We start from the raw sequence: 24,778 nt of genomic DNA on the forward strand, positions 1-24,778 counted from the left end.
GAGATGGGTGCGGAGCGACGCCAATTAAGTCTGGGTGCTTTTCTAATGAATTACGGCCACCACATTGCCGCTTGGCGGCATCCCGGTTCGGCGGGGGTCGGAGCCGTGGATTACGATTTCTATAAGCGCTGCGCTCAAGCAGCCGAACGCGGGAAATTCGATATGGTATTCCTTGCGGACAACAACTCGATTCCGTTGATCGAGGATTTGCGGACGAATGTCAGCTTTCTTCAGCCTGAAGCGCTGACCATGATCAGCAGTCTGGCCGGCGTCACGGAGCATGTTGGATTAGCCGGCACGGCATCTACCACATTCAACGAGCCCTACGCATTGGCAAGGCGCCTGTCCACGCTGGATCATATCAGTGGCGGCAGAGCCGCATGGAATGTGGTGACCTCCACAAAGGATGCCGAGGCGCGCAATTTCGGCTCGGCTGAATTAATGGAGCACGGGAAGCGGTATGAACGGGCGGAGGAATTTCTGCGGGCTGTGATGGAATGTTGGGACAGCTGGGAGGACGATGCCCTTGTGTTGGATCGGCAGAGAGCTGTTTTTGCGGATACGACCCGGATTCATCGGATTCAACATGAAGGAGCATTTTTCAGGGTGGAAGGCCCGCTGAACATGCCCAGATCTCCGCAAGGCAGGCCCATTATCATTGAAGCGGGAACCTCGGCAGCGGGAAGAAGGCTGGCCGCCCAAACAGCCGATGTTGTGTTTACGGCCTGTGAGAGTAAAGAAGATGCGATAAGGTATTACCGGGAGTTTAAGGACTTGCTTAAGGGGTATGGACGGGAAGGGGAAGAGGTAAAGGTTCTCCCGGGATTGCTGATCTTCCTCGGAGAGAGCGAAGCTGAAGCTTTGGCGTATCACCGGGCATTCAGCGAGCTCATCTTGCCGGGAGCAGGGGTGAAATATTTGTCTCAATTGCTGAATGCGGATTTGACCGAATATCCGGTAGACGGTCCGCTTCCTGATCTGCCGAGGGAAGGGAACAGCAGCCGGGCGATCATGATAATGGATATGGCCGCGAAGTCGGGCATGAGCATTCTGGAGCTTGGCAGGCATTACGCGGTCGCCAGAGGTCATATGACGATGATCGGAACCCCGCAGCAGATCGCCGATTGGATCGAGGATTGGTTTCGAAGCGGGGCTTGCGACGGATTCAACATTATGGCCCCTTTGCTTCCGAGCGGACTCGAACAGTTTGTGGAGGGCGTAGTACCGCTGCTCCAGCAGCGCGGGCTGTTTCGCGAGGACTATACAGGCAGAACGTTACGGGACCATCTCGGTCTCAAACGGCCGGAAACCCAACATTAAAATTAATTGACGACAAAATTAGACGGTGCTATATTCCTACTTAACTTATCGGAAATATTAGAATTTATGCGTATTCTACCGGACAGCCGGAGATGCATCCTTGGATCAACTAGTGATCCGAGGTGTGTCTTCGGCTGTTTTTTTTAGATATCAGACTTCGAAGCAGGGCCTTCCTGATATCGCAAGAAAACCTGCCTTTGAATCGCTCGCTCATCCTTTCGGAAAAGCCTCGATAGAGGTTTTCTTATATGAATCTTATGAGGAGGCTCCAATGTATGAAGTATAGACCACTAGGGAGAACGGGAGTTCAAGTGTCGGAGGTGAGTTTCGGGACCATGGCTTTCGGGCGTTGGATCGATGAAAGGGCTTCGGCCGCCGTATTGGATCTGGCGCTTGCTTCTGGAATCAATCTGATTGATACGGCTGACGTATATGGCGCGGGTATGGATAACGGAAACGTAAATCAGCTTGGGGAGTCGGAAGAAATTCTGGGCCGGCTGTTGAAGGAGCGAAGACAGGATATTCTCCTGGCTACGAAGCTGCATAACCGGATCGGACCCGGCATCAATGACCAAGGCCAAAGCCGCTATCATATTTATCGCGCGCTGGAGAACAGCCTTGTCCGGCTCCAAACGGAGTATATCGATCTTTATCAAGTGCATCGGTTTGATGAGTTTACCCCGCTGGAAGAGACGCTGGAGGCGCTCACGGATCTTGTGCGACAGGGCAAAATCCGTTATATCGGCTGCTCGAACTACGCGGCCTGGCAGCTGGCCAAAGCTCATGGTATCAGTGCGCTCCATGGTCTTCGCAGGTTCGAAAGCGTACAGCCGGAATACAGTCTCATTACGAGGGATATCGAACGCGAGCTGCTCCCCTTTGCCCAGTCCGAGCAGGTCGGGGTTATTGTGTACAGTCCGCTCGGCCGGGGCATATTGTCCGGGAAGTACCGGGCGGGCGAAGCTCCCCCATCAGACTCGCGCCTGGTTGCAGGCGAACAGAGACTGCAATTGCTGCTGAACCAGAGGCATGTGCTCTCTATTGTAGAAGCGATCCGGACGCTGGCTGAGTACCGGGGATGGACGCTTCCGCAGTTCGCCCTGAACTGGGTGCTCAGTCGCCCGGGCATCACGTCAGCCATTGTCGGGGCATCCAAGCCCGAGCATATCGCGGATACATTGAAGCATTCGGATGAGCGGCTGACAGAGGAAGAACTGCAGGAAATTGATCGTTTATCGGCTGAAATCCGCGGATAAAGCGGGTCCGTAGAAATTAAACGCTTTTATGATCAAATATTATAAATCAGGAAGGTGACACAACCATGAGTTCAAAACGTCGTCAATTGCATCTTGGCTTGTTCTTATTCGGGACAGGCTATCATCCCGCGGGCTGGAGACTGCCCGAAGGCAAAACGGACGGAGCTTACGATCCCCAGTTCCTGAAGGAGGTCGCCCAGAAGCTTGAAAAGGCCAAGTTCGATTTCTTCTTCCTGGGGGACCGATTGGCCACGAGCGCGGACATGCAGCATTTATTCCCTTCCCAAATGACGCGGCTGGAGCCGTTTACGATGCTGTCCTATCTGGCGGCGGCAACGGATAAAATCGGTTTGATCGGCACGGTGAACACCACCTATGCCGAGCCTTACAACATCGCACGCTTCACGGCATCGCTGGATCATCTTAGCCAGGGCCGGGCCTCATGGAATGTCGTGACGGGCTCCGATCCGCGGGCTGCGCTGAATTTCAGCCGGGAGAAGCATTGGGATAACGCCAAGCGGTACGACTACGCTGAGGAATTCATCGAAATTGTAAGCGGGCTGTGGGACACCTGGGAGGACGACTCCCTACCGCGGGACAAAGCAAGCGGCGTGTTCGCCGACGGAAGCAAGGTGCACGCTCTGGATCATGTCGGCGAGCACTTCTCGGTTGCGGGTCCGCTGAACATTCTGCGCCCGATACAGGGCCAGCTTCCGTTGATCACGGCAGGAACCTCCCTGCGCAGCCAAGTGCTGGCGGCCAAATATTCCGACATGGTCTTCACCGGAACGAACGTGAAGGAAGTTACCGTGAAATTTTACAAGGAAGTGAAAGGCCGCCTGCCGGAGTATGGAAGGGAGGCTTCGGATTTGAAGGTCCTCCCCGGGTTGGTCCCGATTGTGGGCCGGACGGAGGAAGAAGCACGGGCCAAATATGCGGAGCTGAATGAGCTGGTCGTTACGGATTACGATCTGGGACCGCTGTCGGATAAGATCGGAATCGACCTGAGGGGATATTCGCTGGAGGATCCGCTGCCGGATGTATCGGATTCGGAAACGGCCTTACACTGGGCCGACTTGGCCAGAGCGGCCAACGGGCGCAAGGATATTACGATCAGGGATCTGTTCTATTTCTTTACCGTTACGGTCCGCGGGCATCTGCTTGTTGTTGGCAGCGCGACGCAAGTGGCGGATATCATCGAGGAATGGTTCCGGGATGAAGCGGCTGACGGATTCAATGTGTGCCCGCCTTATATGCCGGGTGGATTGGATCTGTTCCTGGAGCTGGTAGTCCCCGAGCTTCAGCGTCGGGGCTTATTCCGTATCGAATATGAAGGCAGCACCTTCCGCGAGCACTTGGGACTAAGCCGCCCGGGGAACCGCTATGATCTGATTGCAAAGGGGTGATCCTGATGGGAACGAGGCATGCCAAGAAATACCGCGGCATCTGGGCGGGGCAGGCGGTTTTGCTGCTGATCATATTGGGGATTTGCGAGCTCCTGGTTCGCACGGAGATCGTCAGCAGCCTGTACCTGCCCGCACCTTCCCAGGTATTCCGAGAGCTGTTCAAACTGTTCGGTGACGGAGAGATTTGGAAGCATCTATACGTCACCCTGGCCGAATTCGTTGCGGGCTATGGCATTGCCGCCCTTGGCGGTTTGGCCGTCGGCATGGCTCTGGTGCTGATCCCTTGGGCGGAGCAGTTCTTCCGGCCGTATCTTTCGGCGCTGATGGCGATTCCGAAGGTGACGATCGTGCCGCTGCTTGCGCTCTGGCTCGGGATCGGGGTTACGCATAAAATATCGATTGTGTTCCTGTTCTGTTTCTTTACGATCACGGTCAATACGATGACCGGGATCAAACAGACGGCGGATAATCACCTGAAGGTCGCCCAAGCGTTCGAGGCCACGCGGAACCAGACCATCATGAAGGTGATTTTGCCATCGGCTGCGCCGACCATTTTTGCGGGTCTGCGTTTATCGGCTGCAACCGGACTGGTTGGGGCTCTGTTCGGGGAGATGCTGGCGTCGAAGGACGGCCTTGGCAATATTCTCGTGAAGGCGACATCGCTGTATAATACCGCGCAGGCTTTTGCCATTGTAGCGCTGGTTACCGTCGTATCCGTACTTATTATTTCATTGATCGATTTGTTGGAGCGCAATGTGTTTTTGAAATGGAAATCATCATAATCCATCAGAAAGAGCGTCACTTACAAGGGGAGAGATCCATATGAACAGAAGAAAAATACGTCCATACATCATAGCGCTTGCGGCGTTATGGTTAATCGCCATGACGGCCGGCTGCGCAAGCGGCACGGATAGCGGCAAGGGAGCAGCCCCGTCCGCAGAGGTCGGAGAAAGCGCTGCGGGAACCAAGCTGGAGAAGATCCGTTACGCGCCGCTTAGCGGCGTCAGCGGATTGGCGGTGTCCTTCGGGGCGGAGAAGGGATTCTTCGAGGAAGAAGGACTCGACGTCGAGTTTATTACCACCAAGGATCCGATAGCCGGTCTGACCAGCAAGGACATTGACGTGGTCGACGTAGCCACGACGACGGCGATTGTGGCTGCGGGCAAGGGCGCTCCCGTCAAAATCGTCTCCTCCATGTTCCGAACCAAAGGCCCTTTCTACCTGATTGCCTCGCCGGAGATCAAGACGGTGGAAGACCTGAAGGGCAAGAAGGTGGGCATCGCCGTGTTTGGCAGCGGGCTGGAGGTGTATACACGAGTCATTCTGAAGGAGCATGGCTTGAAGCCGGAGGATGTAACCTTCATTGCTAACAGCACGCATCAGGCGGCTCATGCGAGTTTGGAAACCGGACAGGTTGACGCCACCATCATCCATGAGCCGTTCGCTTCTCTCGCGGAGAAGCAGGGAAAAGGCCATATCATCGCTACAGGCTGGGATTACCTGCCGACTTTCCACACCGGGGTGCTGGCGGCGCGTGACGGCATATTGAACGAGAAACCGGAATTGGTCGAGAAGCTGCTGCGGGCCTATTTCAAATCGCAGGAATATGCGAAGAGCCATCCGGACGAGTATAAGGCGTACTATCTGAACAATATCGAGATTGATCCCGAGGTGCTGGATCTGGCGCTGGAACGTGAAGAGGTGCTGTGGGAGAACAATCCGGACGTGGACATCAACGCGTTGAACGATACCCAGCAGATTCAGAAGGAGTTAGGTTTCCAGGATGAGATTTACAAGGTGGAGGACATTCTGGACCTGAGGTTTATTCCGGAAAAATAAAGTGTGGCAGGAGGCGTTCCTATGTCGGGATTTACGGTGGAAAATGTCTCGAAGGTCTATGACGGTGATCTTCCTACGATCTCGCTTCAACATATAAACTTGCAGGTCCGCGATGGCGAATTTCTATGCATCCTCGGGCCGAGCGGCTGCGGGAAAAGCACGTTGCTCGAGCTGCTGGCGGGGTTGCAGCTTCCGACGGAAGGCGAAATTTTGCTGGATGGCGCGAAGGTTCAAGGACCCACGCGGAGCTCAGGGGTCGTATTCCAGGATGCATCCCTGTATCCGTGGCGTACCATCTCGCAGAATGTCGGCCTTGGGCTGGAGCTCGCCGGCATGAAAAAAGCGGAGCGGCAAACGCTCGTGGACAAATATCTGAACATGGTCGGTCTGCAGGGATTCGGTTCCAAATATCCCCACCATCTGTCGGGAGGCATGCGGCAGCGGGCAGGGATCGCTAGGGCTCTTGTAAGCAGCCCCAACATCCTCCTGATGGACGAGCCGTTCGGCGCGGTGGACCATTTGACCCGGCTTCAGCTCCAGCAGGATCTGCTCCGCATATGGCAGGAGGAGAAGAAGACGGTGGTATTTGTGACCCATGACGTATCCGAAGCCGTCTTTCTGGCGGACAGGGTCGTCCTGCTATCCCCGCGTCCCGGGCGCATTCACCACATTTTCGACGTTCCCCATGAGCGTCCGCGCAAGCGGGAGGATGCCGGTCTGCTGAAGATTCAGAACGACATCTACTCTGCGATCTATGACGTGAAGACAGAAGAGGATTTGGAATTCACGATTTGAACAGCTGCTTGAAATCAGAAGGGACGTGAAGCTATTGTCAAATCTCGTAAGCAAGGAATGGGTGCTGGAGCAGCTGGAGTCGAACCCGGATCAGCTGGTTATCGCGGATGTCCGATTCAGCCCGGGCAATGAGGGATACGGCCTCGAGGCTTATCAGCGTGAACATGTGCCCGGCGCGGTATTCATTGATTTGAAAAAGGACTTGATGGATCCGCCAGGTGAGCATGGCGGCCGGAGTCCGCTGCCTCAACCGAATGAGCTGGCCAGGCGACTCGGCAATCTCGGAATCGATACAAGTACGCCTGTCGTTGTCTATGACGATGACCTCCGTCCGGAAGGAGCGCGGTTATGGTGGATTTTGAAATACCTGGGCCACGGTTCGGCATTTATATTGGATGGAGGTTTCACAGGCTGGAAATCAGCCGGATATCCGCTTACCTCGGGGAAAATCGAAGTGACGCCGCGTTCTTTCCAGGCAAGGGTGCAGAAGGATTGGCTGGCTGATGTGAACGAGGTGAGGGCGAAGCTTGGCGCAGCTGGCGTGACCCTGCTCGATTCAAGGGACTGGAAGCAGTTTACGGGAGAAACGGCGCCGCTGGATCCGGTGGCCGGACATATTCCGGGAGCGGTGCACGCCTTTTGGAAGCACGGGATAGATGAAGACGGGACACTGAAGAGTGCAGAGCGGCAGCGTGAGCGTTTTGAGGGAATAGATCCAGATAACGAAGTGATTGTGTATTGCGGCTCCGGGCTGTCCGCGTGCCCGAACGTGCTGGCTTTGCAAGAAGCGGGGTACCGCAAGGTGAAGCTGTATGCAGGCAGCTGGAGCGACTGGATCAGCTATGATGGGAATACGGTGGCAACGGGGGCAGAATAGAAAACCGAAAGATAAGTAACAGTCTATAAAGTAAGTTTGGATACATCACCATGCAGCTTTAATTCTTTGGTGGTGTATTTTTTTGGCCCGAAAGTCAACACGAAGTCAACTAGAAATGAGTAAAGGCAGCTTAAATCAGATAATAGATATGCTTTGAATATATCCAGAAATCATTGAACTCATTCACGCAGATGTTCACTTGATTGCTTTCGTATAGATGAGCTTGACAAATTTGTAATTGTTATGAATATAAAACTTTCAAAGATCCTACCCTATGTTCTTTCTTGATTAACTACCTACAAAAGCAAGAAATAAATTCCCAGAAAAATACTATTTTTTAGCGCATAATGATGTAATATAGCAATGAAGTATATATTTACCACTAATATAGAAAGGAGGATTATTCTTTTTGTATTCCTTACAAGTAATACATCATCGCAGAGTCTATATTGGATTAAGGAGGAGAAAGAGTGCTCCCTTTAAAAAAGCATGAACTTAAAGGACATGATGTTTTTGAATTTATGCAAGGGGAACTACTTGATGATCACTGGCTTGATAACTCGATTTACTTAACAGAGGAAGTCTTAAATGAAACACAATTAATAGAAGAATTTAACAATTCTTCAGTAAACTTCAATTGTTATGGTCCAACAGTAGTCAACAAAAGAAACTTGGGAGTGCATTAAACAAGAGGTTCTCACTTCCAAATCAATTAAAACGCAAAAACTCCTTCTAGAAATTGATACATGGGCAAATATCTGCTTTAAAAACTATTATTGTTTTACAATCTGCGGAATATAATATAAAGGAGAGTTCTTTTAATGAAAAAAAATTTCAGTTCTATTCTAGCATTTCTCATACTACCTTCTATTAGCACATCTGCATTTGCAGATGTCGAAAGTTCAAAAACAACCGACCCTTATGTTCCAACAATTACATATGAACAAAACCTTGTCCAACCTAATGCTGTAAGCTTTCCTAATGGAATACCAATCACTGTATCTCCATCCTACACTAACTTAGGAGTTTGGGTGGGAAATATCGGGGCAGACTCTTTGGATAATGTAACTGTAAGTGGAACTGCAACTGCTTATGGTACCTTGGCACCTAAATCAGGAAGTGTTCCCCCAGTTGTTGGAAAGACATTTGTTTGGAATGTACCTATGACTAAAACGCAAATGGTGTACAACGTTACTATAAGAGTTGTTGATGGCAGTGGCACAAGAAATTTAACTGGTAATGCTAGATTAGAGTATTCCGAAGCGCAACTTGCCACGCTAGGATGGAACAAAGGAACTTTTAGCACTCGCGGAGCTTCTTTAGAGTATCACTTCAACAAACATAAAGGTGAAGTACTTGTAAATAACTTGTATAACTATTTGTTAGCTGCTGGGACTTTGAGAGATGATGTAATAAATAAACCCATCGAATTATACAAAAATGTAAATTCAGGTTCGATCCTGCACACAAATATAAACATAAAACAAATGGAAGATTCGCAATAATTACTGATTCTGGAAATGAAATTTTAAGTTTCGGTAGATCATTTCTCACTCACCTTTCAATTTATAATGTGTTGATTAAAGGATTGCAGAACCAAAGGAGCTGTCCCATAAAAATACTCCCCATATAGTAAAAGGCTTTAATTATTTCACCTGTCTACTATATGGGGAGCATATCATAAGTCATAAAAAGACTCGGGATAGCCCCTTTTCGTCATGCCCCCGATTAATCGAAATATTTAATCTGCAAGTTGCTAAATACTGCTTCTCCCCCTTCAGCATACAGTGTGATCCCACGATCATTCCATTTGGGAAAAATGACATTGGATAACACCAATGAACCATCATCAACGAAGACCTCAATACTGGTCTTGTCTACGAGAATCTTGAGATGAACCTCATTCTTCTCGGGAGCAAATGCCGCTTGACTCTCCAAGTCTCGGCCACTCCTGTCAGGATTCCCGGTATAGGTCCGGTTCACATAGACATAGCCACCTTCTACATTGACGCCTGTATCCACATGTCGGCTCTGGTCGTTGGATTCACGAAGCCTTAATCCAATATTATTAATCTTGGTCCACGATATATCGACCTCAAGCTGATACGAATCTCCAGTCACAGGAAGTGTATGAGATCCCTTCACTGTAATCGGTTTAAAGGCAGTCTCCGAGACCACCGCCTGTTCCAGTGACTCAATCGGCCTAGAGATCAGTCGATACTGACCCGTTTTCGTTGTAATAAGCTTAATTTCACGAACAATCGAATCCATGCCGTTGTAACCTTCCTGCAGTGTTGGCGTATTGTTGGCATAGCTCCAGTTATTCATCCAGGCAAATGCGTAGCGATGATCGGTTTTGTCACTGCTTGCCCCATCTTCAAATGTAACTCCACCATACCAGTCGAAGCCATAGTCCAGCCATTGTGGTTCATGAAGGTCTGGAACAAATTGTTTACCATTAAAGCTTCCGGTCCAATAAGCGTAGGTGTTGGGTTGTCCTGATGATCTGCCATTGGCGCTTACGCCGAGCACCCATTTATAGGTTCCGTTATCTGCCCGCATCACAAAGAGATCAGGACATTCAACCAACCCCACGTTTTCCGTGAAGAAGCCGCCGGTATATCGCCAATTTTTCAGATTAACCGATTCATAGAATCCAATCTTCGTCCCTTCAGCCAGAGCCATAACCCACTTTCGGGATTGCTCATCCCAGATGATTTTAGGGTCTCTAAAATCCTTTTGTCCCGGATTCTTGATCACCGGTCGATCTCCATATGGCTTAAACGTTTTCCCTTGATTGGTGCTGTACCATAAGTATTGTTCCTGTTGTCCGCTATCGGCAGAGGGCTGCGTCATGATCGCAACAATTGCTCCCTTGCCGAAGCCGGCTGTACCTGACTCATCCACAACCAATGAGCCAGACCATGGATCACCGTTCCGGTTCGTATATTTAGGGATTGCTATTCCTTCATCCTTCCAATGAACCAGATCGACCGATGTTGCATGCCGCCATTCCGTACCATTACCTGTGGGGTAATCACCGTTATACAGATAATAATAGTGGTACTTCCCGTCCAGATATATCGGCCTTTGGGGATCATTCTTCCACTTGTCTGGCGTTGTAAAATGGAAGCTTGCTCTCATACTCGCGCTAGGAGAGGCTACTCCCGTATCCTCTGTAGGCCATGGGCTGTTGGTCAAGAGCGGAATGACAGTGAAAGCGAGCGTGATCATACCACAGACAGCAGACCCGATGACCATTTTCTTTCTAATTTTAATATTCATAACAATACCCCGCTTGTAAAAAAAGAAAATGCCAATATATATCGACATTTTCTTTCTTCAGACTCTCTGTGGAGTTGGTTTACTCCACTGTCAATTGTCCTTGTGCCAGAATGCTGTCCTTCACTACGGATGTTTTGGATCCTTTGATATTCACCAAGAAACTTGGTGCGAAGGTAGAGTGATGATCTTCAAACATTCCTCGGTTGGTCATATAACTAGTGATCACTACGTTGTTGCCTTGAACTTGCGGAATAGCAAAATGTGCGTAAGTCCAGGTAACATCCTTAGGATCCAGATCCTGATGCAGTACTAGTCCGCTACCATTCAACGGCTTGTATGGTCCTGTCAGAGAATTAGATACATATCCCAACATGTAGATATCTTCAGCATCGACACCATCCACAACCATTTTGGCTCCTCTTGTATCCGTGAACAAATACCATTTTCCATTCAATTTAAAGACATTTGCGCGTTCAATTTCATCTGTTACCGTATTGGATGCAATCAGCGGCTTCATCACTTGTTTTAAGGTATAGTCGTCATTCAGTTCAATGATCCCCAAAGCGCCATTGGCTAAGGAAGCTAACTTTTTATTAGGGCTTTGCAGCAATTTCTCCCTCTCGGCCTGGAAGAACTTCTTGCTTCCTTCGTAGAAGGCTCTGTTATTGAATGCATCCTCGCCCTGGTAGCCCGTCTCAGTTCCAGTATTGGCTTCAAAAACAAGGTATTTGTGACCATTATCTTCAACGTAATGAGGATCTCTCAGCGTATGATTGTCGGAATAATCCCCACCGCTGAAAGCCTGCTCCACGGTTTGATACATTTTGCCGTCACCATCAAAGATCGACTTGAAATCTTCAACACCATCCACCTTGAGCGTGTCCTCTGTAAGTTCGGAGACATTGATTTGCGCAGTCGTCAGGGTTTGCTTGCCATAAAATCCGTTGGCCGGGTCCCAGCCATGACGATTGGTGTAGAACAGACGAATATGGCCATCCGTAGTCAGCGTAGAAGAGCCGGACCATTCCTCTGCCTGCTGATTCAGAATGGGGTCATTCGGAACGTCCTTGTCGGTGTTTTTGAACACTCTGCCTGCATTTTTCCAGGCATCAATGGATGTGTCTCCTGCTTTTTTGTAGAACATATAGATGAATGTGTCCCATCCCCGATCCGGGTCACCCGCCAGGCCAAAGACGATTTGATAACCATGATAGTCAGCTACGGTACCATCCGCATTCTGCAGTGGCCAGGTATCCCACACATCCATGTCGATGATGTTACCATTCTCATCATACCCTTTTGCAGAAGGTAGATTTTGGATAGTAGATGCGTCAAACTGAGGAACCTTGAATCGTTCTTTGATCTGTTCCTCAGGAATTTTCAGGGCGTCTGCGCGTGTAATATGCGAGAAACCATAACTCTCTTTGTAGTCTGAATTTTCTTTTGCAAAAGCCGAAACTCCTCCACCTGCCAATAGTGTTGTTGCCAACGTTACTGCTGTCACTCTTCTCACAATCTTCTGGAAATTCATTAGATGTATCCCTCTCTCTTGTCATTTTTTTCCGGTAAACAGAAAAAGACCTAAAAATCGTTAGGGTATGGTGGATACACCGATCCCAACGGACTTTTAGGTCTTGCCTGCTTACCAGTAACAATCCCGACATATTCAACTGTCGATAACTATTCTATATGGTCCGATCAAAACTTGGCTATAGATCGAAACTCCCGATTCGGATCAAGGACCAGGGACTCAGTTTATCAAGCATCAGAATCAATCCGAGGATGGATGAAGTCGATGATCTATCCGGTTGATTTCCATGGCGATCACAACCAGTTGGCTTTCGGTAAAAGCATATCCATAATCCTCTTCAACCATTTCACAGATCTCGCGGGCCTGTGTATATGCTTCGGTAAAATTCACCTTTGCCATCGCTACAAGCTCCGGATTCAGTTCATTGCGGAGTCTGCCTGATTCATCCGTTTGCAGCATATTCTCAAGCTGGGTCAAAAGTCGCTCATAGTTCGCAGACCGTCGATCCAGTACACCGGCAACTTGTCCTACACCTTCCGCGATATCCCTGATCATGGCCGTCTTTTCCGGAGCCTTATGGCGCATGCCCGCATTCTTCCAGGCCGTATGGATATGCATGGCGATATAACCAACCTCATCTTCCGGGATGACCACCTGCAATTTCTCGTAGATCAAACGCTTGGCATGAAGCCCAAGCTGGAACTCTCTTGGATAGAGGATACGAATCTCCTCAAGAAGCGTATTCCGAATTTCGATTCCTTTGCCAATCCGCTCCAGAGCAAACGAGAGATGGTCTGTAAGAGCGATATGGATATGCTCATGAAACGTAACACCCAGTGATTTCTCGGCGAAAGTGATGATCTGCTGGGCGACTGCAATTTCTTCTTCAGGCAGGGTCCCCAGTATTTCCTGAAGGTGGTTATACCGTTTCGGATCAGTCATCACAAACACTTTTTCAACAAGGCTTGGGTCTACAATATCATTTTTTCCTTTTTGGAAAACAACACCCGGCCCCATGACTATTTTCTCTTCTCCATGATCGTTAACCACAGCGGCATTATTGTTGAGTATTTTTTTGATCTTCATGTTAGTCTCCTATGCCTGTTCGTTAAGTTTATCAGCTTCTGGTCGAACATCGCGATCTACACCGAGCAGCAAGGTAACAGTAAAAGCCGTCGCCAGCGCAAGCACAAAACCGATCAGATAATGAACAAAATTCATCAACCCCGGCTGTACGATAAAAGCAATCATCGGCAATCCGGTTAGCCCAAATGAATTGGCCACAACCTGATGAAATGCGACATATGCTCCTCCGGCGGCTCCTCCGGCGGCCGCACCCAGAAAGGGGCGCCCAAGTTTAAGATTCACACCATAAGTGACTGGCTCGGTAATGCCGAACAGCGCGGTGATCGAAGCAGGCAATGCTATTTTCCTCAATGCTTCGTCCCGGGTTCTGGCATACACTGCAAGACCCGCCCCTGCTTGGGCAATATTCGCCATGGACCAGATCGGAAGCAAGAAGTTGAAGCCGATATCCGGATTGGAAATCAGTCCAACTTCGACAGCCTGAATCCCGTGGTGAAGACCGGTGATCACAATGGAGCTGTAGATCCCTCCAAGCAGAAGGCCAAAAAGCAAACTCCCGTAGTTGAAGACGTGTTCGAGAATACTTCCCAGCGAGCGGCCCAAACCAAGAGCAAGAGGTTCTATAACCAGTACCGCAAGGCTGCCCGCGATGCTAAAGCTTAAGAAGGGAACGAGAAGAACAGCTCCGGATGACGGCATCCATCGGCGTAGTCCTTTCTCCATTATCGTTAGCATAAGCGCCGCAAGAACGGTTGGGATTATGGCTCCCTGATACCCGAATTGCGGTGATATGGTCAAAACTTGAGCAAATGCCGGATCTCCACCGACGTCGGTGAACGGAAGAATCCCCGGATGAGTCATGACAATTCCAACAGCGGCACCAAGCGTCGGGGTTCCCCCGAACCGCTTGGCGGTGTTGTATCCGAAGAGAACCGCCATCAGCTGGAACGCGGAGCCCGTCAGCAGTGACAGAATCCGGAACCACATTTGGCTCGGATCATCCCAACCAAATGCTCCTGCAAGTCCCAAGAGACCCAACAGCAGTCCAGCCCCGATGAAGAGTGGAATAATGGGCACAACGATATCAGAAAAAAATTGGAATACGTCCATCAACCTGTGTAACAATGCTCGTGAATGAAGCCCCTTATCATTGGATGACCTGCTAGCCGTAGACACGGACGGCAGTGGGTAGGATTCAATATGAACTTCTTCGTGTAGCCGTGGTGTGACAGGTCCATTCGGTTCGTCTTCTTTTGGTATGGACAAAGCAGCTGACTGAAGCATGACATTCACCTGGCGATTAACCTTCGAGACAAGAGCGGGACCAAGAATAATCTGCAATTGTCCAGCACGAACGTACACCCCTTGAATTTCCTGCAACCCATCAAGACGTTCTTGTTCCACCAGATCACTGTTCTGCAATCGGAGTCGGAGTCGTGTCGTGCAATGGGTGCTTTCGATAATATTGTCCGTTCCTCCGGACCATTCAATAAGTTGTGTGGCCAATGCCCTTGCGGAACTACGCCCCTTGGTGACACTCCGGTCATCCTGCTGCATGGATGCTCCTCCCTGTTACTTGGCATTAAACGGACATCGAAGGATCGATGTCTATCATTGAAAGTTGATCTTCTACAAAATTAACAATTCCGTCATTTATGGCAATATTACTATTGTGACCACTTCACTTTCCAAAATCAATGGTCAGTAAATACCACTACTCTGAGGACAATGGCTCATCTTGGCTTTACATTCAGTTCTAGCAGATCCCCCGTCGAATTCGAAGTGTATGCCGGAAGCTGGAGCGATTGGATCAGCTATAAGGAGAATCCGGTGGCCATTGGGAACGTGTAAAGCGGAAGAGCCTGCGTCTGACCCAGGGGCACATCAATATAGATAACATACGGAAGGTTTGTCGACCAGAACACACTGGAGGAACAGTCATCGGGCTGTGTCTTTTTGTTGTTTTTACCTGATGAAGGCAAGCGTAACATGCCAGGGTTCCAAGGTAGCAGGAAACATTTTTTGTGAGGGAGGGATATCGTGTGAAGGAAATGGTCTTCGAAAATGCCGATATGAAGTACTCCATACCTTCGGATATGGAAAAAGGGGGTGGAATCTGGATTCTCCGTACGGGCCGGAGTCGGGTCAAACCCCAATATTTCGTAGGCCCCAAAGTATCCGAAAACTATGCGCTGCATTTTGTTCTGAACGGAATGGTCTCACTGGCTTACGTGGACGAGGAGGTAACGTTGTCGGAGGGGGACGTCTTTTGCCTGTTTCCTCGTACGAGGTACAGCTACTGGGAGCCGAACGGCCATCTCGAACCGACGCTGCGCATGCAGTGGGTCGTTTTGGATGGAGGATTGACCGACTTGGCTTTGAGCCGGATTGGGCTGCATCCGTGCAAGCCTTATGTGCATAACGTGATGAAGGGTGAACTGCAGGCGGTGCTGGATCAAATGAATAGATGTGTTGACAACGATACCATCGGAAACGAGTTTGCACGACAGAAATGGTTATACCGGCTGTTTGAGCTGCTGGCGGGTGCCACGGTCCAAAAAGGGGGTAAATCGAACTGGCTTGAGCAAAGCGTTCATTATATGGATTCCCATTACATGGAGGGGATCACCGTTACGGATGTGGTCGAGCATGCCGGCGTACACCGGACGCATCTGTACTGTGAATTCATTCGAGTGTACGGCATTAGTCCGAGCCATTATCTCATGAAGCTGCGGATGGAGCGGGCAGCGGTGCTTCTGACCGAAACTGATGTATCTATCACGGAGGCGGCTATTTCGCTGGGATATTCCAATCTTCATACGTTCTCTAGAGCGTTCGCTAAATATTACCGCACGTCGCCTACCTCATATCGGCTGCAGCACGTGCCGGTTCCGACTTAGGTGAACGCAAAAAAGGCATGCCGATCAAGGCTGTGACAGGGTGTAGCAAGGAACCTGCTGCGGCCTTTTTTTGTTAGAACCATATGATGATTCCAGCTTATTTGGCTGCATTTATGCTAGAATGGGATTAGGTTAATCTCAGGAGGCGTTTGAGATGAAAACAACTATCGTTCATGGGCAAACTTATATGGGGATTAGCGCATAATTGCCCTTAAACTGCGTGCTTCCCCGCCTTTGAAAAGGGGAACAACGATTTGAAAACATGGATATTGCAGCAGTATGATTACCACGTATGGGCAAATCGGAAGGTTTGCGAATATTTGCAGGGGCTTTCGGAAGACGTATACCGCAAGGAGATTGTCAGCGTCTTTCCATCCATTTATGACACGATGGTGCACATCTATATCATTGATTCCGGCTGGCTGTCGTTCTTTAACGCGGGCGGAGTTACGGAGATGTCGCCTGCGTACCTAGAGAATCTGAAAGATTCGATCGATCGGCTGGTTGCGGACACGGAAGGCAAGCGAATCGAAGAACTGGGACAGCTAATGGACGATCTGGCGGTGCGCTTCAGGCTGTTGATCGAAGAGCATGAGAATCTGGAAACCGTCTATCCGTCCGGCGACTTCAAAGCCAGCTGCCTGAATTATATTTAGCATATGGTCAACCACGGGACGTATCACCGGGGGAACGTGACCGCGATGCTCCGGCAAATCGGCCATCCGGGAACGCCCACCGACTACGGCTATTACTTGTATACCTTAAGTCACTAAGCGTCTAATATTCCTATTAAGAGCTGCAAAAAGAGCCTGGAACCCCGTGTTCCAGGCTCTTCTTTATGGGCCGGGTTGCCCATCCTAGTCGGTTGTTGCGTTTCGTATAACGGACACGCTGGATTCCCTGACGATGAGCCTCGGTTCGAATTGCACGCGTTCGTATTGGCCGGACTTTTGCTCGCGAAGCCGCTTGAGCAGCAATTCCGTAGCCAGCCGGGCTACTTCATCGCCCATGATCGACACCGAACTGATCTGAGGCGTCGTGACGGTGGTCCATACATTGTTATCGATGCCGACGACGGCCACGTCATCGGGAACCCGAACCTTCAGCTCTTTAAAACGGTTGACGATGCCGATGGCAACCATATCGTTTACCGCATAGATGGCGTCAGGCATAAGCTTTAGGCCATAAAAATAGTCCGCCGCACGAACCCCCGTTTCAAACGAGAAATCCTCCCCAAAATAGACAAGAGACGGATCGACTTGCGTCAGCGACTGCTCATATGCCCAATACCGCTCTTCGATTTTATCTTTGGGCGCACCCGCGTAGGCAATGCGGGTCCGACCGATTTTCAGCAGATGCTCCATGACAAGCCTGCCCTCCTGGCGTGCCAAGCCGACGATATCGGCTTTATACTCATCTCCCAGCTGTTTCCCGTAATTAATGATTGAGACGGGGAGGCTGGATTTGTTGATCAGGTCGCCCAGCGTTTTCGGATAAGCCAGCGGCATGATAATCAAGCCGTCTACATGGAGCTTCTTGATATCTCTCACGATTTCAAGCTCGTTTCGGGCATTCCCGGCCGTATTGATCTGAACGACCCGATACCCGTGCTGCTTGGCGGTCTGTTCCACCGACCAGGCGATTTCCGGGATGATCGCATTTCGGATGTCAGGCACGGCCAAGGCGATTTGATTCGTCTGCCGAACCTTCAGGCTTTGAGCCGATGTATCCGGACTAAATCCGATTTCTTCGATCACCTGCAGGATCCGTGCTTTCGTTTTCGGACTGATCCCCTTGCTGTTGTTGATGGCTCGGGACACGGTTGCAATGCCAACGCCCGCTTGTTTGGCGACATCTTCAATCGTCACTTTTTTGGGATTCACCATATTCATAAAGTCCTCTCTATATCGGAAACGTTTCCTGTTATTGATCTGATTCGAAATCCTAATGGAGTAATATCTATATTATAACATTAAGAATACCTTCGATTCATGGAACACCTCGGCAAAGAAAAGAGGTAAGGCTGAAGTGAACGCATAAAAAGCTGCAACTCCTTAAAAAGTCGATGTACCCTGATTACCGGTTGTCCATGACTTTTCATACATTATAGTCCATCATGTTTGACAGATTGTCAAAACTGTGACATATTTGATTTCGGAAACGTTTCCTGTTTTGTTTTTATTTTTTCGAACCCATAAGGAGATGAAGACAATGCAAGCATTGCGCTGGCATGGAGTAAAGGATCTGCGTTTGGAGACAATTGCGGAGCCGCAAGCAACGAGTGGAAAAGTGAAAATCAAGGTTGAATGGTGCGGGATTTGTGGCAGCGATCTCCACGAATACGTAGCCGGGCCTATATTTATACCTGAGAATACGCCTCACACCCTTACTGGAGAACAGGCTCCGGTGGTTATGGGCCATGAATTTTCCGGCCAGGTGGTAGAGGTTGGCGAAGGCGTTACGAAATTCAAGGCCGGTGACCGCGTGGTTGTTGAGCCTGTATTTGCATGCGGAAAATGCGCAGCCTGCAGACAAGGAAAATACAATCTATGCGACAAAATGGGCTTTCTTGGCCTTGCCGGCGGTGGCGGCGGATTCTCCGAATATGTCGCCGCGGATGAGCATATGGTTCATAAAATTCCGGACAGCGTCTCCTATGAACAAGGAGCTTTGGTAGAGCCTTCGGCAGTCGCTTTGTATGCCGTACGCCAAAGCCAGCTGAAGGCAGGGGATCGGGCGGTCGTATTCGGTGCGGGGCCGATCGGTCTGCTTGTCATCGAGGCATTGAAGGCAGCAGGGGCGTCCGAAATTTACGCCGTGGAGCTGTCTGCTGAGCGTAAACAAAAGGCCGAAGAATTGGGTGCCATCGTCATTGATCCGAAGGCTTACGATGTGGTTGAGGAACTTCATCGCCGGACCGGCAGCGGGGTAGATGTCGCATTTGAAGTGACGGGTGTTCCGCCTGTACTGAATCAAGCGATCAACTCTACAAAGATTGGCGGACAGATTATGATTGTGAGCATCTTTGAAACCTCCGCTCCCATCGTGCCGAATGACATTGTGATGAAGGAGCGTAATATTACCGGAATCATCGGTTATCGCGACGTATTCCCGGCTGTCATTAGCCTGATGGAAAGAGGATTCTTCCCTGCGGATAAGCTGGTTACCCAGCGGATCAAGCTGGATGAGGTTATTGACCGGGGCTTTGAGGCCTTGCTCAAAGAGAAGAACCAGGTGAAGATTCTGGTGAGCGCGCACTAATAAAGCCGCTGCGTGACGCAGTTGCACAGCTTATGAAAGACCGCGTAATGCGGTCTTTTTGTTTTGCGGAATAAAAAGGTTGCCTCCGAGCTGAGTCAGAGCAGTGCATAGCACTCGCTGATGTACGCCAATCAATCTTTAGCACATGACACAAAACAACGGCGATTACCTCCGAATGGATTCGGGAGGTGATCGCCGTCTTTTTTAAACTCATTCAATTAATCCTTGATCAACAAATAAATAAAGTAGGGTGCTCCGAGACATGAAACGACTAATCCTACAGGAATCTCGGAAGGGGCCATTAGGTTCTTGCCGATCATATCGGCCACAAGCAGCACCAGTGAGCCAAGAAGCGCAGAGACCGGCAGCATTCCTTGATGACGGGGACCCACCAGCTTACGCGCCAGATGCGGAGCAACCAGTCCGAGAAACGCGGTGCCGCCGCCTACGGCCACGCAGGCGCCAGCCAGGGCAACGGAGATGAACAGCAGCGTTCTTCGCTCGCGTTCTACTGTGACCCCAAGTCCCGCTGCCGTGTGGTCCCCCAGGTTGAGCACATTCAAATGTTGCGATTTGTACACTGCCCAGGGAATCAGCAGAAGGATCCACGGAAGGATCGCAACGACATATTCCCAGCTTGCGCCCCAAATGCTTCCGGACAGCCAGATGGTAGCCTGCATGAAATTGTTAGGGTCCATCATGAGCTGGAACACGATAATAAGCGCGCCGAAGGCCGCGTTGATGCCAATCCCCACAAGCACCAGCCGGATCGGCGTTACACCTTGCTTCCAGGCCAGCGAATATATGAGAAAGGCGGCAAGAAATGCACCGAATAGGGCGGCAAAAGGCAGGATATAGACGGACCATATGCCGGAGCTGAACGAGCTGCCTTGGAAATAAAAGATATACAGCACGACGGCCAGTCCTGCTCCGGAATTAATGCCTAGGATGCCCGGGTCCGCCAGCGCGTTCCGCGAAACACTCTGCAGTATAGCACCGGAGACGGCGATTCCGGCACCGATCAGGATGGCAATGACCATGCGTGGTAAACGAAAGTGCATCAGAACGGTATAATTTTGCTCAGATCCTGTCCCGTTGAATGCTTTAATGACCTCAGCCAGCGGGATTTTCATCGTTCCCATATTCAGGCTGACCAGAAACACGGCTAATATGGCCAGCAGCAGGATCATCGACACGGACATGATTTTTCGCGTTGTATTCATCGTTACAGCCCCCTCCCTTCCCGACGTGCAAGATAGAGGAAGAAAGGAACGCCGATCATGGCCGTAATTGCGCCGACTGGCGTCTCGAACGGAGGGTTGATCATCCGCGCCCCCACATCGGCAAACACCAGCAGAAGTGCTCCCATGACAGCGGAGCAAGGGATGATCAGCCGATAGTCGGGACCTACGATGAAGCGAACGATATGCGGGATGACAAGCCCCACGAATCCGATCGTTCCGCCCACAGCTACCGCTGCACCCGTGAGGAGCAGCACAACGAGCGTGCCCAGGAACTTCACGGTTCCTGTTTTTTGGCCAAGCCCGGTAGCGACCTCTTCGCCCAGGCTCATGACGGTAATGGATCTGCTGAGTGCGAGTGCAATGAGCAGCCCAATGATGGCGACAGGGATCAGAAGCTGCACGTTCACCCACTGCACGCCCGACACGCCTCCGGCGTACCAGAAGCTGATATCCTTGGCAACGTTAAAGCGGATGGCAATGGCCGAGGAAATCGAGCTCAGGAGCGCAGTAACGGCTGATCCGGCCAGCGCAAGCTTGACAGGCGTCAGTCCCCGCTTGGATAACGAGCCGATGAGAAGCACGAGTCCGGCCCCAAGGCCTGCACCGGCAAAAGATAGCAGCATGAGCACGCTGTTGGATGGCGACTCCATAAAGGCAAACCCAATCGACATCATGAAAGTGGCACCTGCGGTGACTCCCATAATGGAAGGGGAAGCAAGCGCGTTCCTTGTCATCCCCTGCATGATGGCTCCCGAAACCGCCAGGGAACCGCCGATCAGCGCAGCGGCCAAGGCCCTCGGCATGCGCAGTCTCTGGATAATCTGGTGCGAGGTGGAATGGGCATCGAATCGAACAAACGCCTCCCATATGGTGGACAATTTAATATTCGAAGCGCCATAGATAATTGAGGATGCCATCGCGGCAGCCAGCAGACCAAGCCCCAGCAGAATGACGGCCGCGGCCGTCTTGGGGCGGTAGATGGATTTTGCGGTTGTTTTGTTCATGGGCTGATTTGCTTGCATAGTCACCTAAACCTTCATGTTGATAAAAAATTTAAAATAACGTATTGTAATTGAGAATGAATTTCATTATCATGGTTATTATTATATCACTTCATCCCAAGATTGCTAGTGATCTAAGCAGAAAAAATATACATAAAGGGGATCTGAACAATGAGTCGATTCAAGAAAAAAATATGGATAATCGCAGGACTCTTGGCAGCTTTCACGCTGCTTGCAGCTTGTGGAAATAGCAAAGACGAAGCCGGGAACGAACCAACGGAGGCGCAAACGCCAAACGAGCAGAGCGGCGGCAGCGAAGCGAAGCCAAGTGAAGGAGGCGCAGAGAGCAAGACAGAACGAACACTGATAGACGCCATGGGCCATGAAGTGAAAATTCCAGCCGAGCCGAAACGGGTGATTGCTTCTTACTTGGAGGATAACCTGGTGGCGTTAGGGATTACGCCAATCGCGCAGTGGTCGGTCAAAGGCGGAAGCGTCCAGGATTATCTGCAGGACTCATTGAAGGATGTGCCTACGATTGAGCATGATCTTCCCTTTGAAGCGGTAGCGAGCTTCCAGCCGGATTTATTGATCATGGACTCGGCTTCCATGGTAGAAGGCAACAAGTACAGCCAATACGAGAAGATTGCTCCAACCTACGTCATCGGCAATGAGGTCAATAACGATTGGCGCGAAGAGCTGAAGAAAGTGGGGGAAATCTTTGGCATGGAGGAGGAAGCGCAAGCGGCGCTCGATCAATACGAGCAGAAGGCAAAGGATGCCAAGGAGAAAATCCAGCAATCGATCGGCAGTGAATCTGCTGCAGCGATTTGGCTTGTCGGCGGTAAATTGTTCGTCGTTAGCGAGACGTTGTCCAGCGGAGCCGTTATGTACGGCGACTTGGGACTTACGGTACCGGACGTGGTGAAGGAAATTTCGGCATCGGCTACGGGCAACTGGTCCTCCATTTCCCTGGAGAAATTGGCCGAGCTCGACGCGGATCATCTGTTCTTTATTAACAGCGACGGCGAAGGGGCCGAAGTGCTCCAGGATCCGCTCTGGGCGAATATTCCGGCCGTTAAGAACGGCAACATCTATGAATATGGAAAAGATACAAGCTGGCTGTATACCGGTACGATTGCCAACAGCCAGATCATTGATGACGTGCTGGAGAGTTTGGTGAAATAAACGCGGTCAGATCGAGCAAATCAGCCGTCTTCCCATATTAGTGGGGAGGCGGTTTTTTGTATGGATGCGTAGATGGAACAAGGACGGCGCAAACATTCAGCAGGAAAACGTGCGCACTCACAGAACTAGTTAGCGAGGTGGGAATGATGATGCCGAAGTATATGCCGGACTTATCCAATGTGCAGGCGAAGCTGCACCGATACTGTATGCGAATCTCAGGGGATCCATGGGAAGCGGAGGATCTGCTTCAGGATGTTATGATAAAGGTGATACGAGCCGTTGAAACCGATCCTGGAAAACATCTGTCCAATGCCTACTTATATCGCATCGCAAGCAACGCGTGGAAGGACCGACTGAAGAAGGATAAGCCCGGAATGAGGGTTTCCGAGGATGCGTTAGGAGATAGGGCGGCCGAGGATGAGGGCTTATCCACCAGGGAGCTTCTGGAGACATTAGCGGATCGGTTATCCCCACGGGCGATGGTTATATTGCTGCTGATGGATGTTTTTGATTTCACGGCCAGGGAGACGGCTGACTTTCTCTTCATGTCGGAAGGGACGGTTCAGGTGTCGCTCGGACGTGCGCGAACCAGGCTGAAGAAGCTGCATCGCATACAGCAAACAGGCATGGAACCTAAACCGCAAGAGAGAGCCCGGGCAGGCACAGCCGCAGGACTGGATATGGATGCGCTTGTGGAGGCTTTTCGGAAAAGGGATCCCAAAGCCATTTGTACCTCGTATCTCCAATTGACGAAGCTGCGAATAAGAATAAGCAAATTGAGCCGGGTTGGCGGAGCCCTTGCATTTTATATGGAAGATCCGGATGGAAACGTGTGGAAACTTACGGAATGAAACATGATATTTGGACGCTGTTTGGTTTTAGCCCAAAATTTCGTTTCTTAGGTGTCAGAACCCTATATAACCAAATCAAAGAGGAGGAAGGTTCTTTGAAAAAAAACCTTTTGTACGGCGTTGGCATTTTTGTACCGGTCAGTGATCTGAAGCGTTCGACGGCCTGGTATACGGATATGCTCGGGTTTGAAGTGATCCACATGGATGAACCGAATGCGGTGGTCATGCGAATGAACGATGAGAAGGTATCCTTCTGCCTCGTGCGGTCCTATGAGGTGAAGCAGCCGGTTTTTCCCAGGAATGATTATGGCGTGGGGCAATATTTCAACCTGCATACCACGAATGTAGGTGAAATTCATCAACGATTGGTTGCCAAGGGAGCCGACGTGACTGAAATTGAGGATTTTGGCGGGTTCAGAGGCTTTTCCCTGACGGATCCAGACGGCAACCGCTGTGGGGTCACGGAGTAACGACATCGAGAAGCGGGATGGTTATAACCGACGGGCATCGTGTTTGCCCAGATGATTGAATAGGAAAAATACCCATTCATTGCCTTGGCATGGATGGGTGTTTTTGCTGCGGTGATTATTGAATGTGCATCGACAGTTGTATCAAATCCGTTATTCCTGATCCCGACAGTGCTCCTCGGCCGCCGAAGTAAACTCTTCCTCATTCTCGGAAGCAAGCTTGTCACCGTATTGGTCCAAACGTTCAGGGCTGCTGGAAGGACCGTCGTTCTTAGGTTTGCTGTTTCTGCCTGTCATGCTGTATTCCTCCTTATGTGGGGTTCTCATCGATTGGGAACGTACGAATGATCGTACTTTGCGAACGTTTATGTTGTTCCTGATTTGGCGGGGGATTATGCACGCAAGCCTTTCATCCGTTCATGAAGGTATGATGAAAGCGCTCGTAGCTGCTTGTTCGTTTCAGCCGTGACA

General features: G+C 50.3%; 22 protein-coding genes and 1 pseudogene. 15 read left to right on the plus strand and 8 right to left on the minus strand.

Features of this window, described 5'->3' with window-relative positions; translation table 11 throughout:
• The first annotated feature begins 3 nt into the window (after positions 1 to 3).
• The 9 genes from ACQKPA_RS23720 to ACQKPA_RS23760 all read left to right on the plus strand — a co-directional run bounded on the left by ACQKPA_RS23720 (position 4) and on the right by ACQKPA_RS23760 (position 8,998).
• Positions 4 to 1,320, plus strand: a complete 1,317-nt coding sequence (locus ACQKPA_RS23720) for an LLM class flavin-dependent oxidoreductase (RefSeq protein WP_427494954.1) — start codon at positions 4 to 6, stop codon at positions 1,318 to 1,320.
• Positions 1,321 to 1,595: 275 nt separating this feature from the next.
• Positions 1,596 to 2,576, plus strand: coding sequence for an aldo/keto reductase (locus ACQKPA_RS23725; RefSeq protein WP_427494955.1), 981 nt, complete (start codon positions 1,596 to 1,598; stop codon positions 2,574 to 2,576).
• Positions 2,577 to 2,641: 65 nt separating this feature from the next.
• Positions 2,642 to 3,982 carry an LLM class flavin-dependent oxidoreductase gene (locus ACQKPA_RS23730; RefSeq protein ID WP_427494956.1) on the plus strand — a complete coding sequence of 447 codons (1,341 nt, stop codon included), beginning with the start codon at positions 2,642 to 2,644 and terminating at the stop codon, positions 3,980 to 3,982.
• A 5-nt stretch (positions 3,983 to 3,987) separates the two neighbouring features.
• Positions 3,988 to 4,764, plus strand: coding sequence for an ABC transporter permease (locus ACQKPA_RS23735; RefSeq protein ID WP_427494957.1), 777 nt, complete (start codon positions 3,988 to 3,990; stop codon positions 4,762 to 4,764).
• Between the two features lie 40 nt (positions 4,765 to 4,804).
• Positions 4,805 to 5,821 (plus strand): ABC transporter substrate-binding protein, encoded by a 1,017-nt coding sequence (locus ACQKPA_RS23740; protein ID WP_427494958.1) that lies wholly within the window; start codon positions 4,805 to 4,807, stop codon positions 5,819 to 5,821.
• Between the two features lie 21 nt (positions 5,822 to 5,842).
• Positions 5,843 to 6,616: an ABC transporter ATP-binding protein gene (locus ACQKPA_RS23745; RefSeq protein WP_427494959.1), complete on the plus strand. Its 774-nt coding sequence runs from the start codon at positions 5,843 to 5,845 to the stop codon at positions 6,614 to 6,616.
• 34 nt (positions 6,617 to 6,650) lie between these two features.
• The gene (locus ACQKPA_RS23750) at positions 6,651 to 7,493 is read left to right on the plus strand and encodes a sulfurtransferase (RefSeq protein WP_427494960.1); all 843 of its coding nucleotides are present in this window, start codon (positions 6,651 to 6,653) and stop codon (positions 7,491 to 7,493) included.
• Between the two features lie 470 nt (positions 7,494 to 7,963).
• Complete coding sequence (locus ACQKPA_RS23755) at positions 7,964 to 8,179, plus strand: hypothetical protein (RefSeq protein ID WP_427494961.1); 216 nt, start codon at positions 7,964 to 7,966, stop codon at positions 8,177 to 8,179.
• 135 nt (positions 8,180 to 8,314) lie between these two features.
• Entirely contained in the window at positions 8,315 to 8,998 is a 684-nt protein-coding gene (locus ACQKPA_RS23760; protein ID WP_427494962.1) for a hypothetical protein, read from the plus strand.
• 223 nt (positions 8,999 to 9,221) lie between these two features.
• Here ACQKPA_RS23760 and ACQKPA_RS23765 read toward each other — a convergent pair whose 3' ends face one another.
• From ACQKPA_RS23765 to ACQKPA_RS23780, 4 genes are all read right to left on the minus strand, one after another.
• Positions 9,222 to 10,754: a glycoside hydrolase family 32 protein gene (locus ACQKPA_RS23765; protein ID WP_427495055.1), complete on the minus strand. Its 1,533-nt coding sequence runs from the start codon at positions 10,752 to 10,754 to the stop codon at positions 9,222 to 9,224.
• 103 nt (positions 10,755 to 10,857) lie between these two features.
• Entirely contained in the window at positions 10,858 to 12,309 is a 1,452-nt protein-coding gene (locus ACQKPA_RS23770) for a glycoside hydrolase family 68 protein (protein WP_427494964.1), read from the minus strand.
• A 240-nt stretch (positions 12,310 to 12,549) separates the two neighbouring features.
• A complete protein-coding gene (locus ACQKPA_RS23775) occupies positions 12,550 to 13,395 on the minus strand; it encodes a PRD domain-containing protein (protein ID WP_427494965.1) in 846 nt (281 codons plus the stop codon).
• A gap of 9 nt (positions 13,396 to 13,404) precedes the next feature.
• Complete coding sequence (locus tag ACQKPA_RS23780; RefSeq protein ID WP_427494966.1) at positions 13,405 to 14,952, minus strand: PTS transporter subunit EIIC; 1,548 nt, start codon at positions 14,950 to 14,952, stop codon at positions 13,405 to 13,407.
• A 494-nt stretch (positions 14,953 to 15,446) separates the two neighbouring features.
• On the opposite strand from ACQKPA_RS23780, the gene ACQKPA_RS23785 reads away from it, so the two are divergent.
• The gene (locus ACQKPA_RS23785; RefSeq protein ID WP_427495056.1) at positions 15,447 to 16,295 is read left to right on the plus strand and encodes an AraC family transcriptional regulator; all 849 of its coding nucleotides are present in this window, start codon (positions 15,447 to 15,449) and stop codon (positions 16,293 to 16,295) included.
• A gap of 254 nt (positions 16,296 to 16,549) precedes the next feature.
• Positions 16,550 to 17,068, plus strand: a pseudogene (locus ACQKPA_RS23790) (DinB family protein).
• A gap of 84 nt (positions 17,069 to 17,152) precedes the next feature.
• On the opposite strand, the gene ACQKPA_RS23795 reads toward ACQKPA_RS23790, so the two are convergent.
• Entirely contained in the window at positions 17,153 to 18,181 is a 1,029-nt protein-coding gene (locus tag ACQKPA_RS23795) for a LacI family DNA-binding transcriptional regulator (RefSeq protein ID WP_427495058.1), read from the minus strand.
• Positions 18,182 to 18,506: 325 nt separating this feature from the next.
• Between ACQKPA_RS23795 and ACQKPA_RS23800 the strand changes: the two genes are divergently transcribed.
• Positions 18,507 to 19,556, plus strand: a complete 1,050-nt coding sequence (locus tag ACQKPA_RS23800) for a 2,3-butanediol dehydrogenase (RefSeq protein ID WP_427494968.1) — start codon at positions 18,507 to 18,509, stop codon at positions 19,554 to 19,556.
• A 218-nt stretch (positions 19,557 to 19,774) separates the two neighbouring features.
• On the opposite strand, the gene ACQKPA_RS23805 is transcribed toward ACQKPA_RS23800, so the two are convergent.
• Both ACQKPA_RS23805 and ACQKPA_RS23810 read right to left on the minus strand, forming a co-directional pair.
• Positions 19,775 to 20,779, minus strand: a complete 1,005-nt coding sequence (locus tag ACQKPA_RS23805) for a FecCD family ABC transporter permease (RefSeq protein WP_427494969.1) — start codon at positions 20,777 to 20,779, stop codon at positions 19,775 to 19,777.
• 2 nt (positions 20,780 to 20,781) lie between these two features.
• Positions 20,782 to 21,822: a FecCD family ABC transporter permease gene (locus tag ACQKPA_RS23810; protein ID WP_427495059.1), complete on the minus strand. Its 1,041-nt coding sequence runs from the start codon at positions 21,820 to 21,822 to the stop codon at positions 20,782 to 20,784.
• A gap of 150 nt (positions 21,823 to 21,972) precedes the next feature.
• On the opposite strand from ACQKPA_RS23810, the gene ACQKPA_RS23815 reads away from it, so the two are divergent.
• From ACQKPA_RS23815 to ACQKPA_RS23825, 3 genes are all read left to right on the plus strand, one after another.
• Entirely contained in the window at positions 21,973 to 22,989 is a 1,017-nt protein-coding gene (locus tag ACQKPA_RS23815; RefSeq protein WP_427494970.1) for an iron-hydroxamate ABC transporter substrate-binding protein, read from the plus strand.
• A gap of 143 nt (positions 22,990 to 23,132) precedes the next feature.
• On the plus strand, positions 23,133 to 23,840 hold the full coding sequence (locus tag ACQKPA_RS23820) for an RNA polymerase sigma factor (protein ID WP_427494971.1): 708 nt from the start codon (positions 23,133 to 23,135) through the stop codon (positions 23,838 to 23,840).
• A gap of 95 nt (positions 23,841 to 23,935) precedes the next feature.
• Complete coding sequence (locus tag ACQKPA_RS23825) at positions 23,936 to 24,310, plus strand: VOC family protein (protein ID WP_427494972.1); 375 nt, start codon at positions 23,936 to 23,938, stop codon at positions 24,308 to 24,310.
• A gap of 150 nt (positions 24,311 to 24,460) precedes the next feature.
• Here ACQKPA_RS23825 and ACQKPA_RS23830 read toward each other — a convergent pair whose 3' ends face one another.
• Entirely contained in the window at positions 24,461 to 24,604 is a 144-nt protein-coding gene (locus ACQKPA_RS23830; protein ID WP_009595787.1) for a hypothetical protein, read from the minus strand.
• Between the last annotated feature and the right edge of the window lie 174 nt (positions 24,605 to 24,778).

This window comes from Paenibacillus sp. NPDC093718 (assembly GCF_050279985.1).
In the GTDB taxonomy this organism is placed as follows: domain Bacteria; phylum Bacillota; class Bacilli; order Paenibacillales; family Paenibacillaceae; genus Paenibacillus_AQ.

Bases quoted from the DNA above. Each gene is read 5' to 3' on its own strand.
- ACQKPA_RS23720 (WP_427494954.1), top strand. From the start codon at position 4: ATGGGTGCGGAGCGACGCCAATTAAGTCTGGGTGCTTTTCTAATGAAT.
- ACQKPA_RS23725 (WP_427494955.1), top strand. From the start codon at position 1,596: ATGAAGTATAGACCACTAGGGAGAACGGGAGTTCAAGTGTCGGAGGTG.
- ACQKPA_RS23730 (WP_427494956.1), top strand. From the start codon at position 2,642: ATGAGTTCAAAACGTCGTCAATTGCATCTTGGCTTGTTCTTATTCGGG.
- ACQKPA_RS23735 (WP_427494957.1), top strand. From the start codon at position 3,988: ATGGGAACGAGGCATGCCAAGAAATACCGCGGCATCTGGGCGGGGCAG.
- ACQKPA_RS23740 (WP_427494958.1), top strand. From the start codon at position 4,805: ATGAACAGAAGAAAAATACGTCCATACATCATAGCGCTTGCGGCGTTA.
- ACQKPA_RS23745 (WP_427494959.1), top strand. From the start codon at position 5,843: ATGTCGGGATTTACGGTGGAAAATGTCTCGAAGGTCTATGACGGTGAT.
- ACQKPA_RS23760 (WP_427494962.1), top strand. From the start codon at position 8,315: ATGAAAAAAAATTTCAGTTCTATTCTAGCATTTCTCATACTACCTTCT.
- ACQKPA_RS23765 (WP_427495055.1), bottom strand. From the start codon at position 10,754: ATGGTCATCGGGTCTGCTGTCTGTGGTATGATCACGCTCGCTTTCACT.
- ACQKPA_RS23770 (WP_427494964.1), bottom strand. From the start codon at position 12,309: ATGAATTTCCAGAAGATTGTGAGAAGAGTGACAGCAGTAACGTTGGCA.
- ACQKPA_RS23775 (WP_427494965.1), bottom strand. From the start codon at position 13,395: ATGAAGATCAAAAAAATACTCAACAATAATGCCGCTGTGGTTAACGAT.
- ACQKPA_RS23780 (WP_427494966.1), bottom strand. From the start codon at position 14,952: ATGCAGCAGGATGACCGGAGTGTCACCAAGGGGCGTAGTTCCGCAAGG.
- ACQKPA_RS23785 (WP_427495056.1), top strand. From the start codon at position 15,447: ATGGTCTTCGAAAATGCCGATATGAAGTACTCCATACCTTCGGATATG.
- ACQKPA_RS23795 (WP_427495058.1), bottom strand. From the start codon at position 18,181: ATGGTGAATCCCAAAAAAGTGACGATTGAAGATGTCGCCAAACAAGCG.
- ACQKPA_RS23800 (WP_427494968.1), top strand. From the start codon at position 18,507: ATGCAAGCATTGCGCTGGCATGGAGTAAAGGATCTGCGTTTGGAGACA.
- ACQKPA_RS23805 (WP_427494969.1), bottom strand. From the start codon at position 20,779: ATGAATACAACGCGAAAAATCATGTCCGTGTCGATGATCCTGCTGCTG.
- ACQKPA_RS23810 (WP_427495059.1), bottom strand. From the start codon at position 21,822: ATGCAAGCAAATCAGCCCATGAACAAAACAACCGCAAAATCCATCTAC.
- ACQKPA_RS23815 (WP_427494970.1), top strand. From the start codon at position 21,973: ATGAGTCGATTCAAGAAAAAAATATGGATAATCGCAGGACTCTTGGCA.
- ACQKPA_RS23820 (WP_427494971.1), top strand. From the start codon at position 23,133: ATGATGATGCCGAAGTATATGCCGGACTTATCCAATGTGCAGGCGAAG.
- ACQKPA_RS23830 (WP_009595787.1), bottom strand. From the start codon at position 24,604: ATGACAGGCAGAAACAGCAAACCTAAGAACGACGGTCCTTCCAGCAGC.